12 protein-coding genes are annotated in these 14,729 nt (G+C 70.7%); 9 read left to right on the top strand and 3 right to left on the bottom strand.

Features of this window, described 5'->3' with window-relative positions; genetic code table 11:
* Positions 1–277 precede the first annotated feature (277 nt).
* The 9 genes from ACFVS6_RS05100 (at position 278) to ACFVS6_RS05060 (ending at position 7,587) form a co-directional block, all read left to right on the top strand.
* Entirely contained in the window at positions 278–895 is a 618-nt protein-coding gene (locus tag ACFVS6_RS05100) for a hypothetical protein (RefSeq protein ID WP_389700744.1), read from the top strand.
* 101 nt (positions 896–996) lie between these two features.
* Positions 997–1,848, top strand: coding sequence for a hypothetical protein (locus tag ACFVS6_RS05095; RefSeq protein WP_389700742.1), 852 nt, complete (start codon positions 997–999; stop codon positions 1,846–1,848).
* Between the two features lie 14 nt (positions 1,849–1,862).
* A complete protein-coding gene (locus ACFVS6_RS05090) occupies positions 1,863–2,090 on the top strand; it encodes a 4-oxalocrotonate tautomerase family protein (protein WP_389700741.1) in 228 nt (75 codons plus the stop codon).
* Positions 2,091–2,165: 75 nt separating this feature from the next.
* A complete protein-coding gene (locus tag ACFVS6_RS05085) occupies positions 2,166–3,005 on the top strand; it encodes a carboxymuconolactone decarboxylase family protein (RefSeq protein WP_389700739.1) in 840 nt (279 codons plus the stop codon).
* A gap of 256 nt (positions 3,006–3,261) precedes the next feature.
* Positions 3,262–3,963 carry an HAD-IB family hydrolase gene (locus ACFVS6_RS05080; RefSeq protein ID WP_389700737.1) on the top strand — a complete coding sequence of 234 codons (702 nt, stop codon included), beginning with the start codon at positions 3,262–3,264 and terminating at the stop codon, positions 3,961–3,963.
* Entirely contained in the window at positions 3,960–5,042 is a 1,083-nt protein-coding gene (locus ACFVS6_RS05075) for a 3-oxoacyl-ACP synthase III family protein (RefSeq protein WP_389700736.1), read from the top strand. Before ACFVS6_RS05080 ends, ACFVS6_RS05075 begins: the two co-directional genes overlap by 4 nt.
* Positions 5,039–5,272 (top strand): hypothetical protein, encoded by a 234-nt coding sequence (locus tag ACFVS6_RS05070; protein ID WP_389700734.1) that lies wholly within the window; start codon positions 5,039–5,041, stop codon positions 5,270–5,272. The genes ACFVS6_RS05075 and ACFVS6_RS05070 overlap by 4 nt, the downstream gene beginning before the upstream one ends.
* Before the next feature lie 2 nt (positions 5,273–5,274).
* Positions 5,275–6,543 (top strand): MFS transporter, encoded by a 1,269-nt coding sequence (locus ACFVS6_RS05065; RefSeq protein WP_389700733.1) that lies wholly within the window; start codon positions 5,275–5,277, stop codon positions 6,541–6,543.
* A 48-nt stretch (positions 6,544–6,591) separates the two neighbouring features.
* On the top strand, positions 6,592–7,587 hold the full coding sequence (locus ACFVS6_RS05060; RefSeq protein ID WP_389700731.1) for an aldo/keto reductase: 996 nt from the start codon (positions 6,592–6,594) through the stop codon (positions 7,585–7,587).
* A gap of 169 nt (positions 7,588–7,756) precedes the next feature.
* Here the strand turns inward: ACFVS6_RS05060 and ACFVS6_RS05055 are convergent, their stop codons facing one another.
* The 3 genes from ACFVS6_RS05055 to ACFVS6_RS05045 all read right to left on the bottom strand — a co-directional run bounded on the left by ACFVS6_RS05055 (position 7,757) and on the right by ACFVS6_RS05045 (position 14,467).
* On the bottom strand, positions 7,757–8,986 hold the full coding sequence (locus tag ACFVS6_RS05055) for a DUF418 domain-containing protein (RefSeq protein ID WP_389700729.1): 1,230 nt from the start codon (positions 8,984–8,986) through the stop codon (positions 7,757–7,759).
* Positions 8,987–9,611: 625 nt separating this feature from the next.
* Complete coding sequence (locus ACFVS6_RS05050; protein WP_389700727.1) at positions 9,612–9,926, bottom strand: hypothetical protein; 315 nt, start codon at positions 9,924–9,926, stop codon at positions 9,612–9,614.
* A 347-nt stretch (positions 9,927–10,273) separates the two neighbouring features.
* The gene (locus tag ACFVS6_RS05045; protein ID WP_389700725.1) at positions 10,274–14,467 is read right to left on the bottom strand and encodes a ricin-type beta-trefoil lectin domain protein; all 4,194 of its coding nucleotides are present in this window, start codon (positions 14,465–14,467) and stop codon (positions 10,274–10,276) included.
* Between the last annotated feature and the right edge of the window lie 262 nt (positions 14,468–14,729).

Genomic DNA, 14,729 nt, shown 5'->3' with positions numbered 1-14,729 from the left:
CCGACCCGGTTTCCCCGGCCTACCCGGTTTCCCCGGCCTACCCGGCCGCACCCGGCCGTCCCACTCGCCGTACGCCGGCTGACCTGCCGGTCGCACCTGGCTGACGTGCCGCCCGCACCCTGCTGACGGGCCGGCCGACGGAACGGCCGCACCCCGGCCGCACCCCGGCTCCGGCTCCGGCTCCGGCCCACCCGCGGCTTCCGGCCGCATCGCGGGCCCTGCCCGCTTCCCTGCACCGAACCCCAACCACTCCACACCACTCCACCGAGGAGCAGTCATGTCCGCATCACTCATCACCGCCGTGGAACTGTCCGTCAAGCCCGATCAGGTCGATGCCGCCGCCACCGCGTGGAAGGCCCACCACGCCGCGTCCGCGTTCGAGGGTCGCGCCCTGTTCCGGAGCCTTGAGGGAGCCGGCCTCCTGGAGCTGGCACCGGTCGCCGGTTGGGAGCAGTTCGCCGATCTGCGATCCGACTGGGCGCAACTGTGGGACGCGCTGGCCCCGATGGCCGAGGGCGACTTCCGGCGTCAGGTGCTGGGCTTCGTCGACGCGCCCAAGCCGACCGACACCCCGTTGCCGCAGACCCCCTACATACAGATGCGGCACATCGAGGTGCCGCCGCGGGTCCACACGCCGTACCGCGCATGGCGCGAGGAGACGATCTACGACGTGGTGCGGACCTCCGACGAGGTCGAGGTCTTCGAGGCGTACCACTCCGTGCTGAGCACCGAGCCCGGTGTCATGTTCGTCTCCGGATTCAGCTGCGACCCGGCCGAGTACACGGCGGTGTTCACCTCCCCGCGCTACCAGGAGATCGTCCGGCAGGCCGGCGACCGCTTCATCGCGGGAGGCGAGCGCGGTCTCTACACCACGATCTACGCCCGCGTGGCGTAGCACGCCCGCCCCACGACCTGCCCGTCATCCGTATGACACGAGACCCCGAACACAAGACCCATGACGCCTGAAGACGATCATTCGAAGGAGAGGAGAAGCGGATGGGACCGTCGCGCACCTACCAGCTGAGTCTCACCACTCAGGGGCCGACCTACCCGCCCAGTGAAGTGATGGACGCGAACGGCGACTTCGTCGTGATCGGCCGCATCAACCGTGACGACGGCACGGGCGGCGTGTCGAACGGCTGGGGATGCGCCATCGTGTCCGCCGAGAGCCCGCTGCCGCCGTTCGGTGGCAACGAGCCGTACCGCATCGTCCGTGAGCTGCCGGATCATCCCGGCCAGTTCAGTCCGGCCGACAACGAGATCGTGCTGCACACGCTGCCGCTGCCCCTGCCATGCAGCAACTACCCGATGGTCTTCGCCCCGGAGCAGTTCCCGAGGGCGTCCGAGGTGGTGCGTCCGAGCTACCCGTTCCATCAGGTCGACGTGCCGGACATGCGCGCCCAGGACGGGCCGAAGGTGACGGAACCGGTGACGCTCGGCACCTGGGGGCGGGCGCGCGGCGAGCTGGAGGTGCGGCTTGCCGACGACGCGAAGTCCGCGGAGTTCCGCTTCGAATTCGCCGGGATGCTTCCCAACAGCCTGTACACGGTGATGTCACTACGGGCACGCGACCTGGACCCGGCGGGGCCGACCCGTCCCGGACCGCTCGGCGTGCCCAACGCCTTCGTCACCGACCAGGACGGCAAGGGCCGCTACCGGGCCTCCCTGCCCGACCCCTTCCCGGCACCCGGCACCGGCGGCAACCGCATCGTGAACGTCATCGTGCTCTGGATGAGCTACCAGCAGAACTACGGCGGTGCGATCGGCCAGTTCGGCCTGGGCGGGGACATCCACGCCCAGCTGAAGCTGCAAGGACCCAGCTTCGAGGAATTCACCACCACCGGCTGACGAGAGGAACCACCATGCCGATCATCTCCGTGACGACCTGGCCCAGTGAGAACGACGAGAAGTGCCACGAGCTGATGGAGGAGCTCACGGAAACCGTCCACCGGGTCACGGGCGCGCCCCGCGACCGGATCACGGTCTACATCCGGGAAGTGCCGCGCAACCGCTGGTCCGAGGGCGGCGCGGTCGGGTCGGACCCCGACTTCGCCCGGCTCAGCCGGCTCAGCAGGCCCGCCGCCGTCTGACGTCGCCCTCGACGGTCCCCGGGGCCGGGCGCGATGCCCGGCCCCGCCCGTCCCGTACCAGGAAGGACTTCCGCCATGAGCGCACACTCCTCCGCCTCCTCCGCCTCCTCCGCCTCCTCGGCCTCCGCCGACACCCACGACCGTATGGAGCGCGGACTCCGGACCCTGCGCCGGATCGAAGCCACCGAGCGCCCCGGCATCCTCGACGGCTTCCAGGACATCGCCCCCGGCTTCGGAGAGCTGATCGTCGGCTTCGCGTTCGGTGACGTCTGCTCCCGGCCGGGCTTGGAACTGCCGACCCGTCAGCTCGTCACCGTCGCCGCGCTGACCGCACTGGGCAACGCCGCCCCGCAACTGGAGTTCCACGTCCGTGGCGCGCGCAACGTCGGCTGCGGCCGCCGTGACATCGTCGAAACGGTCCTGCAGGTGAGTGACCATGCCGGATTTCCCGCGACGCTGGAGGCGCTGGGCGTCGTCAGGTCCGTCCTCGCGGCCGAGGCGGTGAGCCCGCGGTCCACCGGCCGCGGCGACGCCGGGCCGGGCGCGAAGGCCCCCGGCGCCCACGATGGCGTCGGCGCCATCGGCGGTGTCGGCCGGCAGGTCCTCGCCGCCGTCGCCGCCATCGACCCGGCCCTCGCCGACTTCTTCGTCGAGAACGTCTTCGGCGACCCGGATCCCGCCGTCCCGCGCGGCGGCGGCCCCGATCCGCTCACCCGCGCGATCGTGTCCGTTGCCGCCTGCACGGCCGTCGGTACGCGGCGACCGCAACTCATGGCGCACGTGCACGAGATCCTCGACGCCGGCGGCACGCGGCAGGACGCCGTCGAGACCATTCTGCAGATGGCCGTCTACGCCGGAGTCCCGGCAGCGGTGAACGGCCTCAATGCGGCGCGCGACGTCTTCCGGACGCGATAGGCCGACGACGCCCGAACCGAGCCGGGCCGCGCCGTCGGACACCACCTGGCCACGACCAGGACACGGCACCCGCCCGGCCCCCGGCGCCGACAACCGGGCCTCCGGCCCCGGCTCCTGCCCGCAACCGGGCCCCGGCTCCTGCCCGCAACCGGGCCCCGGCTCCGCCCCGCAACCACATCCCGACCACATACCCGCGGCCGACCACGCACCCGCGCCCGAACCCGCACCCACCCTGACCTGAAGGAGGGACCCCACCATGACCGCTCGTCCCTACCTCGTCTTCGCCGACGTGGACGAGACACTCATCCACTGCAAGAGCATGTTCGATTTCCTCCGCTACCACCTGACCGGTCGGCACGGGCCCGCCGGCACCGCCGAACACGACCGTCTCCTCGCCGGCTTCCAGCAGGCAGCAGCCGCCGGTACACCGAGGGAGCTGATCAACCGCGCGTACTACGCCGCGTACGCCGGCGAGTCCGAGGCCACCATCGCCGCCTGGGGCGAGCGCTGGTTCGCGGAGCGTGCCGCGGGCGGCCTGTTCATCGAAGAGACCCGGGACGTACTGCGCGCCCACCGCGAGGCCGGCGCCGAACTCGTCCTCGTATCCGGGTCGTTCCCCGCCTGCCTGAACCCCGTCGCCCGGGCCGTCGGCGACGCGCACCTGCTGTGCAGCCGTCCCCTCGTGGAGACCGACGCGGCCGGCCCGGGGACCGCCGGTACCTACACCGGCCTCATCGAGACCCCGATGATCGGCCCGCACAAGGCGACCGCCGTACGCCGCTTCCTCGCCGACCGTCCGCACATCGACCCGCGCGACTGCTACGCGTACGGCGACCACCCGTCCGACCTGGAGATGCTCGACTGCGTCGGGCACCCGGTCGTGGTCGGCGACGACCCCGCCCTGCGCGCCCTGCTCGATGCCCGGCCTTCCCCCACTCCTCTGGAGCACCAGCGATGACCGTGTACTCACCCGCCACGACCGCCGTCGGCATCATCGGATCAGGCTCGTACCTCCCGAGCGAGATCGTGCCCAACTCCGTGGTCGCGGAACTGGCCGGCGTGACCGACGAGTGGATCGTGCGCAAGACCGGCATACGGGAACGGCATCGCGCCGCGCCCCACGAGGCGACCTCCGACCTGGCCACCGCCGCCGCGCGCGCCGCGATGCACGACGCCGGGATCCACGCGCGCGACGTCGCCTGGGTGATCGTCGCGACCTCCACCCCCGACTACCCGCAGCCGGCCACCGCCTGCCTCGTGCAGAACCAGATCGGTGCGACCCGGGCCGCCGCCTTCGACATCAACGCCGTCTGCGCCGGCTTCGTCTTCGCCCTGCAAACCGGTGCGCAACTGCTGGCGGGCATCAGCGAGCACACCGAGGCCAAATACGCCCTGGTCATCGGCGCGGACGTCTACTCGCGGATCCTGGACCACAGCGACCGTCGGACCGCCGTCCTGTTCGGGGACGGCGCTGGAGCCGTCGTGCTCGGTCCGACCCGCCCCGGGTCCGGCATCGTGGGGACCGGCACCAGCACCGACGGCAGCCTCCACGACCTGATCGGGGTCCAGGCCGGCGGCAGCCGCCACCCCGCCTCCGCGGGCACCCTCGCCGACGGGCAGCACTTCTTCAGGATGCGGGGGAGGGAGGTCCGCGACTTCGTCAACGAGCGCCTGCCCGCAGCCGTCCAGGGCGTGTTGGCCGCGCACGGCGTCGATCCGGCCGAGGTCAAGCACTTCGTACCCCATCAGGCCAACGGCGTGATGGTCGGCGAGGTCATCCCCCGACTCGGACTGCCCAACGCCCACGCCCACCTGCCGGTCGACCTGCACGGCAACACCGGGGCCGCCTCCATACCGCTCGCACTCGACCATGCCAACCGCTCCGGCGCGCTACGGGACGGCGATCTGCTGCTGTTGGCCGGCTTCGGAGGCGGGATGGGAGTCGGCACGGCCCTGGTCCGATGGGACGCCACACCGCCCCGACACCCGGCCGGGCCGTCGCACTCCGCCCAACTCGTCGGGAGCGTGGCCCGATGAACCGACTCGTCACCGTCCCGGCTTCCGCGTTCCGCTCCACCCCCGTGTCCGACGCGCTGTGCGCGGTGCCCGGATGCGACATCGCCCACTGGTCGATGGGACGCGACGTCCACGACGCCGGCCCCTGCACCCACGGCTGGAGCCCCACGGCCCGGACCGACACCCCCACCCCCACCCCCACCCCCACGGGCGGCCCGTCCGCCCCCACCCTCGACCACGGAGACCGGTAGCCATGACACAAAGCTCCTCCACCCTCACCCCGGACAGGCAACGCCCCGAGGCCGCCGCGGCCTCGCCCGGCCCCGGCACTTCACCGGTGCGTGCCTGGCTGGCCGTGATCGCGCTCTCCCTGGGCACGTTCTCCTTCGTCACCACCGAAACGCTGCCCATCGGACTGCTGCCGTCGATCGGCGCGGGCGTGGACGTCTCCGTCGGTACCGCCGGCTTCCTCGTCACCGGCTTCGCCGCCGTCGCCGCGATCACCGCAGCACCGCTGACCACCCTGTGCGGACGCATCGACCGCAAATGGCTGCTGGCCGGGCTGCTCGTGATGTACGTCGCCGGCAACCTGCTGGCCACCGTCGCCTCCTCGTACGGCGCCCTGCTGTCCGCCCGCGTCCTGGTGGCCCTCGCACACGGCGTCTTCTGGTCGATCGCCGCGGCCATCGCCGTACGACTGGTCCCCGAGCGGCATGCCGTACGGGCCACCGCACTCGTCCTCGGCGGGATCTCGCTGGCCTCGGTGCTCGGCGTCCCCCTGGGCACCATGATCGGTCAGCGGTCCGGCTGGCACACCGCGTTCGCCGCGGTCGCCGCGATCGGCTTCGTCGTCCTCGTCGCGGTGCTGTTCCTGCTGCCGAACCTCCCCGCGCAGGGCAGCGGAAGCCTCGCCGCCCTCCCGCGCGTCCTGCGCAACGGCCGGCTGCGCGTCGCCGTCGCCGTCACCGCGCTGGTGATGATCGGCCACTTCCTCGCCTTCACCTACATCGCCCCCTACCTCGAGCAGATCACCGGAATCAGCGAAGGCATGGTCGGCGTACTGCTCCTGGTCTTCGGAGCCGCCGGCTTCGCGGGCAACTTCGTCGCGGGCGCCGTGGTCGGCCGCTCGGTGCACGGCACCCTGACGGGCGCCCTCGTCCTGATGACCGTCTCGCTCGCCCTGCTGTGGGCCTTCGGCGACTCCCGGCCCGCCGCGATCACCCTGCTCGTCGTGTGGGGCCTGGCCTTCGCGGCCCTCCCCGTCGGCCTGCAGACCTGGGTGCTGCAACTGGCGAAGGAGGAGTCCGACGCCGCCTCCTCGCTCTACGTGGCCGCCTTCAACGGCGCCATCGCCGTGGGCTCCCTCGCGGGCGGACTGCTCGTCGACTCCGCCGCCGGACCGCGCGCCGTGACCGCCGTCGCCGCGGCGCTCACCGCCTGCGCCCTGCTCACCCTGCTGCTCTCCGCCCGCGGCACGCGCACCCGCGACCGCGCTCCGTCCCCCACCCCGACGAAGGCCTGACCGAGCAGCAGGAACACCCACCCGAACCGGAACACAGGAGAGCACCACATGGACCACCGCACCCTCGGCACCCCAGGACTCCGGGTCTCGGCGATCGGCCTCGGCTGCATGGGCATGTCCGCCTACTACGGAACCAGCGACGAAACCCGATCCATCGCCACCATCCGCCGGGCCCTGGACATCGGGGTGACGTTCTTCGACACCGCCGACGCCTACGCCGCGGGCCGCAACGAAGAACTCCTGGGCCGCGCCCTCAAGGGGCGCCGCGACGAAGCGGTGGTGGCCACCAAGTTCGGCATCCGCAGCGTCGGGCCCGGCGGCACCGCCGGCGGCGCCGTGATCGACTCCAGCCCCGCCCACGCCCGGCAGGCGTGCGACGCGTCCCTGGCCCGGCTGGGCGTGGACACCATCGACCTGTACTACCTGCACCGCCGTGACCCCGACACGCCGATCGAGGAGACCGTCGGAGCCATGGCGGAGCTCGTCACGGCCGGAAAGGTCCGGCACCTGGGCCTGTCCGAGGTCAACTCCGACACCCTGCGCCGGGCCCATGCCACCCATCCCATCACGGCCCTGCAAACCGAATACTCCCTGTGGGAACGGGACGTCGAGAGCGACATCGCCCCCACGGCCACCGAACTCGGCATCGGACTCGTGCCCTACTCGCCGGTCGGCCGGGGCTTCCTCACCGGGGCCCTCACCTCCCTCGGCCAACTGGAGCCGGACGACTACCGCCGCAACGACCCCCGCTTCCAGGGGGAGAACCTCACCCGCAACCTCGCCCTCGTGGAACGCGTCCGGGCCCTGGCCGCGGACATCGGCTGCACCCCGGTCCAGCTGGCCCTCGCCTGGCTGCTCTCCCGAGGACCGCAGGTCGTTCCGATCCCCGGCACCCGGCGCGTCACCTACCTGGAGGAGAACGCCGGCGCGGCGGACCTGCACCTCACCGCGGCCCAACTCCACGAACTGGAGCAGGCCCTCCCCGCGAGCGAGGTGTCGGGAGAACGCTACGCACCCGCGGCGCTGCGCCTGCTCAACACCTGACCCCGCGACCGTACGCCCCCACCCACCCCCACCCCCACCCCCACCCACACACGCACCGCTCGGCGGGCGCCGTGCCACCGGCACGCGGCGCCCGCCGTGCGACACCCTCCTCCGTCCGTCCCTCGGGCGGGGTCGGGGCGGGGCGGTGGGGAGGACGAGCGAACGTGCGTCACCGCGCTGCCGCCGACGACCGCGGGCGATGGGGGAGACGCGCCAGGGTGACCGCTCGGAGGAGCCATTCGACGGGCCCGTACCGGTATCGGGCCATCAGCCGCGCGCTGAGGACGATCTGGGTCGCGTACAGCACGAGAGCGCCGAGGACGACGGCGGCCGAGCCGAGGCGGTCGTACAGGGCGAGACCGTAGGCGGTGAAGACGAGGGCCATGACGAGGGACTGGCTCAGGTAGTTCGTCAGGGCCATGCGGCCGGCGGGGGCGAGGAGGACCGCGACGCGCGCGCCGCGGGCGGTCCTCATGAAGAGGAGCATCCCGCAGACGTACGCGGCGGTGAGGCCCGGAGCCGTGACCGTTCCCACCACCTCGCCGAGGGCGGACCATCGGGGGCCGAGCACGCCGCCGACGGCCAGGGCCGAGAAGAGACCGCCGGGCAGACCGACGGCGACACCGAGCACGCAGATGCGGCGCATCCGGTCCGTCCGTTCCGTCCGGCCGGCCGTGTCGGCGAGCAGGCGCCGCTTTCCGCAGTGCACGCCGACCAGGAAGGCCGCCAGTACGAACCCGCCCATCACCGCCATGCCGAGGAGCACGTCGGGCAGCTGCCCGATGTTGGCCCGGATGACGGACGCGGCGTCGTCCCGGTATCCGGCGACCAGTCCGGCGTGGTCCGCCGCGAGTTCGGCGTCCACCTCGGCGCTCTCGGCCGCCGATACGAGCAGGGCCACCAACCCCAGGAGGAGCAGGGGGACGCTCACACAGCCGTACACCACACGGGCGGCGCGCAACGCCCCCTGCGCCGAGCAGTTGCGTGCGGCGATCAGGATCAGGCCGAGCAGCGCGTAGGTCATGAGGATGTCGCCGATGTACAGCAGTACGGCGTGCAGGACGCCCAGCACGAACAGGCCGAGCGAGCGGCGCAGCAGCCGAGGAACGGCGCTCGCGCCGTCACGGTCCGCGGAGGCCAGCTGGAGGGTGAAGCTGTAGCCGAAGAGGAACGAGAACATCAGATAGAACTTGCCGACGACGAAGGCCTGGACGAAGCCCTCGACCGTCCGGTCGAGCGTGGACTCGGCCGGTACGCCGGCCGAACCCTGACCGTACGGACCGGCCATCACCAGCGCGTTGACGAGCAGGATGCCCAGGAGGGCGAAACCGCGCAGGGCATCGACCTCCGGTATGCGAGGCGGCCGGTCTCCTCGTCCGTGCGCAACCGCTACGGCCATCGCTTCCCCCAAGTGGTGGTGGGCCTGTGACGGCCTCCGGTGTGGTCGGAGCCCGATGCCCCGCGCGGAACCAGTCTGGGCCGTCCCGACCGGTACGTCCGCATCGCCCCGGTCCACGTGCCATCTTTCACGCCAGGGCAGGGAGGACGCTCCTCGGCGGGACGGGTGCGTTCGCGCCACGGCCGTTCGGTCCGCGACCGCGACCGCGACCGCGACCGCGACCGCGAACGTCCTTCACCTGTCCCTGCCCTTCAGCGGCAGTTCGTGGCCATCCTTGGCCATCCGTAGAAGACCCAGAAGACCCGGAAGGCCACTCCGGCACTCAGACCTATGAGCACCGGTGCGCCGTCGTGGTTCCACGGGGAGGAGCGGCGGGCCATGCTCCACCCCAGGGCCAGAAGTGGGCCCCCGCCCAGCCCGGTCCGTGGATGGCCCACCGGGCTGTCGGGTTGTCGCGGACAGCGAAGGTGAACGATGCGAAGAGGGCGGCTCCGATCGGGGTTTCCCACAAAATGCGGTCCGTTTTCAGGACTCTGTCGGTGGCCATCGCCGGTTTCCCTTTCGGTGGTGGGGCGGGTGAATTACCGGGTTCGAATCGCACCCCAGGAGAGGATGGTCGGGAACGTCAGCCGAGGAGGTACTTGACCGGTTCCTCGAGGGCCGCGATCGGGAGCTGGCCGATGGTCCGCCGGAGCGGGTCCTTCCAGGAAAGGTTCTTGGCCCAGTTCTTGAGGCCCTGAGCACCCTTGCCCGCCGCGTTCTTCGCGCCGTTGTAGGCAGCGGGACCAGCCTTCTTGATGGCCGCCCAGGCCGCCTTGGCCGCGCTGCCGCCGAGGCTCCGCTGCATCCTCTCGTTGCCTTCGGAGTCGGCCGGCGCCCGGACCTGCGCTCGCTCCTGTGCGGTGAGGTGGTTGGCGGCCTCGGGCGTCTGCAGAACCATCCGGGCATGCGCGGGGGTGAGCTCCAGCGCAGCTACGGCATCGGAGTGCGCCACCGGCGCCGGCGGGGCCCCGGCGGCATTCGCTGCCGGCGCGGCCAGCCCGACGCGATCGCGGCCATGGCGGTGGCGGCGGTGATTCTTGATCACTTCTCGCAGGCAGAGCCCCGACAATCCGCCCTTCAGCGGGTCTTGCCCCGCCGACCAGCGGGGCCGCCGAACCGAAACGGTCACCCGCCCGGCGGCCCCCGCGAACCTGGGAGCGGGCGAAACGTACTCGCTCTCGCTCTCGCCTCGTTCCGACGTGTTGCCGCCTCACTGCGGAGGTGCGGCATCACGTCGGCGGGTGGTCAGTCGCCGGCTCCCAGGGGCGAGGCAAGGCCCGGTGCGGACCAGCGTTGAGGGTTGGTCTCGTTGCACTCCCACAGCTGGAGCTGGACGCCGTTTTCCACGCGGCCTTGTGGCAGGTCCAGGCAGCGGTTGTTCATCGGGTTGTAGAAGCTGCCGTTGGCTTGGGACAGCCACTGCTGGGGGCCGGTGCCGTTGCAGGTCCACAGTTGCACCAGGGTGCCGTGGTCGGCAGCATCCACGCACTTGCCGAGAACGCGTAGCTCGCCGTTTTCGCGTACCTCGAACTGCTGGGGACTGCTTGCGTTGCAGTCCCAGATCTGGATCCGGTTGCCGTCGGTGGTGCCCCCGGAGCTGTCATCCACGCATTTGGTGTCATGCACTCCCGAAACCAGGGAGGTGCGGGGGGAGGAGGGGACTGAGGAGTGGTTGTGGACGGTGAGGGCGCTGATTCGGCCGTCGAGGAAACCGCCCGGATTACCCTGCACCTTGTTGCGACCGACGACCAGGGGACCAGTGGCATTCCAGCCGTTCGCCTTTGCGTGGTGACCGGTGGAGGCGAGAGTGCCGTTGACGTACAGGGCGATCAGCCCCGTGGCGTCGTCGTAGGTGGCCGTCAACTGGGTCCACACCCCGACCCGGACCTTGGAGGCATCGTTTCGGATGTTCGTCTCGTCGTTGGTCGATCCGTCGGCGTCGGAGCGCCCCATGCCGAAGCGCCACGTACCGTCGGAATCGGACCGCACCGTGAACCCGCTGGATCGCTGCCCGTCCTGACTGACAACCACTCCGCCCGCCCTATCGGTCTTGACCCATGTGGAGAGGGTGAAGCTGCGCCTGGTGTCCACGGCAGGCCCACCTGCTGTGACGGTGGCTCCCGCGCCGTTCAGGTCGACGACCTTGGTGGAGGTGCCGGCGACGGTGTCGTCTGCCCAGGTGGCACCGGCACCGGTGAGGGACGCGTGGTTGCGGCCGCGCAGGTCGGCGGCGGTGGAGCCCGAGCCTTCGTTCAGCCTCCAGATGCCGGTCGAGATGCGGGAGTCCCCCATGGTCTGCGCGCGGCCGAAGCCGGTGACCGCGCCGCCGGTGGCGGTCGCGTTCCAGGTGAGCAGGCGGTGGCGGCTGTCGAGCGCCCACAGGTCAGGGGTGCCGTCGGCACTGGTGTCGCCGGATGAGCCCAGAACCGGGTGGGTGGTGGCGTTGACGCCACCGCCGATCCGGGTGCGTTTGGAATGGTCGCCGAGCGCCCCGGGGTTTCCGGCCGTATTCGCGTACTGGTAGAGCTCGCCCGTGTTCCTGTCACGAGCCCACAGGTCGGGCAGGCCGTCGCCGGTGGCGTCGCCGGGGGCGATGAGAGTGAGGTTTTCCCACCCGGTGCCGCTGAGGACGAGTACGACCGGATCGCGGAGCGACCCCGTCGAGGCCCTCCCCTGAAGCAGGACCAGCTGAGAGCCCCCCGCGCCGTTGCTCTCGACGGTCAGCAGGTCGTTGCGCGGCTCGACGCCCTGCTCGGGCAGTGCGTCGCCGACAGCGAGGATCTGCTTGACCCGGCTCCAGTCCGTCGCGTAGGAGCTACCGCAGGGACGCCCGGTGGCCGCCACGGTGCAGTCCTCCGCGTAGGGACGCTGCACGGCCGTGGCGTTGGCGGCGTGGTAGTAGAGGCCGCCGTTGGCGGCGAGGCCGCCCTGGGTGAGGGAGTTGCGGTAGAGCTTGAGTTGTCCGTCCCGGTAGGCCCACAGGTCGTCGATGCGGATGCCGTTGCCGCCGCGGTGCGTGGTCAGGGTGCCGTTGTCCCAACCCTTGCCGCCCGGGCTGTTGGCCGTGTCGGAAGCCAGAACGCCGCCGGAGGACGGGTCCACGGCGGTGGGGTAGACAACGAGGTCGCCGCCTGCTGTGGGCGCGATGAAGTCGACCCGCTCGTCCCCCGTGATGTCACCCAGCGTCGTCTTCGTCTTCGGGTCGTCGGGTACGTAGAAGGTGTACGTCTGTTGCTGCGAGCGATTGCCCGCCCGGTCCACGGCCTGGACGCGCAGGACGTTGGTTCCCCAGGTCGTGGGGGTCAGCGGGATGGTCGCGCTGCCGTTGGCGACGGCGTCGACGCGGTGGGCGCCCCCGACAGGGATGGTTGAGTTGAAGGACCACTCGTAGTACAGGACCCCACTGGTGGAATCCGAGGACTGCACCGTGAAGAGGCCTGGCAGTCCGGTGTACCGGGTTGAGCCGGGCAGGGTTCCGGACGGTGGGTACTCCGCCGAGATGACGACCGGGACGGAGGGCGACTGCGAGTCCAGGGTGAACGTGCAGCCGTCCACCCACTTGGATTCCATGTCGCCGTCGTGAGTGGTCACCCGCCAGCTGTAGGTGTGTCCGTCGGAGAGGTTCGTGGGGCGGACGGAGGTCCAGTGGGTGCCGGTGGCCTCGCCGACGCGCCCGCTGTCATGGACGAGGGAGTTGCCGACACGATCGTTGACCTGGAACCGGGCGGAAGTCGCCTGGTTGTCCGGGTCCCCGATCCAGGCACCGAGGCTGAGGCCTGCGTATGCGGTGGCGCCGACCCAGCCACAGCCGTTTCCGTTCGGGTTCTGCGGGGAGGGCGACATACCCAAGGCCCAGGGATCGTAGGGTGCCCGGTTGTACTCGACGTAGAGGAACGGCAGGTTGTTCCTATCGCGGGTGAACCGCTTGAAGGAACTGTTTCCGTTGCTCCTGGTCTCGTTCGAGGCGAAGAGACCGTAGGTGAGGCTGCCGCGCCACTCGTTCGCGATGAGGTGGTCGCGTACGTCCCACTCGCCGCGCGTGGTCGCGTCCGGGCAGCCCGGGCCGCCGGCGCTGTTGAGGGCTGTGGTGCGCAGGACCTCCCAGTCGCGGGGCTGGGTGTTCCAAGTGATGTTGGAGAGCAAGGGCTCGGTGGAGTGCAGGTCGACGTTGTAGGTGCGGCTGCAGGTGGCGTCGGCCGCATACGACTGGGTGGCGAAGAAGGACGCCTTCTTGATGCTCTTGTCCCTCAGGTCACTGGTGTCGACCTGCACGTAGTACCGTTCCAGCCCGATGCGCGAACGCCAACGCTGATAGCCGACGCCAGGATCGTAGGTATCGCCGTAGTCGTCATAACTGACGGTGTTTGGGTAAGCCTCCTGCACCCATGCCCAGTGATGTGTGCCGCGGTTGGTGGGCTGCCAGGCGGGGTCGATGAAGACGGGGTAGGCCGTCGACGGGTCGGACAGGAAGGCGCGGTCCGGGGTGAGGGCGACGGAGTCTTCGCCGAGTTCGGTCCGCAGGCTCGTGACCTTGGCCGAGTCACCGGGGCCCCCGCTGTCGGAGACGGGCCTGACGGCCTCCGGTTCCGTGCCGGCCCGGCGGGGTCCGTCGCCGCCCTCGGTGGCTCGGAAGGAATTGACCGACCCGGCCTCGCGGGCTGCCGCAGCGGCTGAGGAGGTGGAGTCCCACATCGTGGGGGTCGGTGCCTGGAAGACCGTACGCCCGGAGGCGTCGGAGGCCCGTAGGTTTCCGGCGGCGTCGGCCGAGACGGTGACCCCCTTCCCCTTGAGGCCCATCGTCAGTTTGGTCAGCTTCGGGTGGTGTGCCGCCTCGGCGGAAGCGACCACCAGCACTTGGGTAATGCCGCCGCTCTCGTCGGCCGTGACCATGAGGTCGGTTCCCGGGGCCACTTGTGGGTAGACCGCGCTCGACCCCTCCGGTACGGGCACGGGCAGTTGCTCCGGCCAGCTGAGGACCAACTGCTTGCCGTCCTGGTCCAGGATCGCGAGCGGGCCCGAGCCGCCTCCGGACAGGGTCAGCCCGTTGGACGCGGCCTTCGGACGTAGGGTGCCGTCCGGTTCCTTGATCAAGGTGGCGTCCAGGTTGGTCCAACTGCCGCCGCGCTTCGTGCGAACGGGGACGACGCTCCGGGTCAGGCCCAGGGTGCCGTCCGGGTTGGCGACCACCGTGTCGGTCTCGGTCGTGGCGGCCGGTACGGGGACGGGCCGCCCACTGCGCAGGGCCTCGGCCAGGGCGGTGCTCTCCGCACGCTCGCGCTCGGTGGTGGGTCGCTCCGGAGGCGGCTGGCTGCTTTCGCCGCTCGGTGCCGCCGCCGCGGCGGCTTCCTGCGTTCCGGAGACGCAGGTGAGGCTCATGGCCAGTGCGACCAGCCCGGTCAGTGCGACGGGCCTTCTGCCCCGCCGCCTTGTTTTCGGCATGCCCCCCACGGCAGCCCCCCAATTCGGTTGCGACTGACAACTGGGCGGGAACGCTAACAGTTCGTGGTGCACGTGCCGTCGACGTCTTGATGCGGAATTCAATGTTCCCGTCGGCGTATTCGAATAATCACGACTAATCACCTGTCGAAAACAAGTCATCGCGCAAGCGAATGATTTATTTTCGGGCAGTTTCTTGAACTCTGGGCCCCTAGCAGGAGCTTCTTGTCCAGGTTGGTCACAGTTTTTCGTTGTGTGAACGGGC

The organism is Streptomyces sp. NPDC057939 (assembly GCF_042887545.1).
Classification (GTDB): domain Bacteria; phylum Actinomycetota; class Actinomycetes; order Streptomycetales; family Streptomycetaceae; genus Streptomyces.
The sequence above is the reverse complement of the archived record's forward strand: the minus strand, read 5'-3'. Positions and strand labels throughout refer to the sequence as shown.

Coding starts and splice junctions, on each gene's coding strand:
- ACFVS6_RS05100 (WP_389700744.1), top strand. CDS start 278: ATGTCCGCATCACTCATCACCGCCGTGGAACTGTCCGTCAAGCCCGAT.
- ACFVS6_RS05065 (WP_389700733.1), top strand. CDS start 5,275: ATGACACAAAGCTCCTCCACCCTCACCCCGGACAGGCAACGCCCCGAG.
- ACFVS6_RS05080 (WP_389700737.1), top strand. CDS start 3,262: ATGACCGCTCGTCCCTACCTCGTCTTCGCCGACGTGGACGAGACACTC.
- ACFVS6_RS05090 (WP_389700741.1), top strand. CDS start 1,863: ATGCCGATCATCTCCGTGACGACCTGGCCCAGTGAGAACGACGAGAAG.
- ACFVS6_RS05075 (WP_389700736.1), top strand. CDS start 3,960: ATGACCGTGTACTCACCCGCCACGACCGCCGTCGGCATCATCGGATCA.
- ACFVS6_RS05055 (WP_389700729.1), bottom strand. CDS start 8,986: ATGGCCGTAGCGGTTGCGCACGGACGAGGAGACCGGCCGCCTCGCATA.
- ACFVS6_RS05085 (WP_389700739.1), top strand. CDS start 2,166: ATGAGCGCACACTCCTCCGCCTCCTCCGCCTCCTCCGCCTCCTCGGCC.
- ACFVS6_RS05045 (WP_389700725.1), bottom strand. CDS start 14,467: ATGCCGAAAACAAGGCGGCGGGGCAGAAGGCCCGTCGCACTGACCGGG.
- ACFVS6_RS05095 (WP_389700742.1), top strand. CDS start 997: ATGGGACCGTCGCGCACCTACCAGCTGAGTCTCACCACTCAGGGGCCG.
- ACFVS6_RS05060 (WP_389700731.1), top strand. CDS start 6,592: ATGGACCACCGCACCCTCGGCACCCCAGGACTCCGGGTCTCGGCGATC.
- ACFVS6_RS05050 (WP_389700727.1), bottom strand. CDS start 9,926: ATGGTTCTGCAGACGCCCGAGGCCGCCAACCACCTCACCGCACAGGAG.
- ACFVS6_RS05070 (WP_389700734.1), top strand. CDS start 5,039: ATGAACCGACTCGTCACCGTCCCGGCTTCCGCGTTCCGCTCCACCCCC.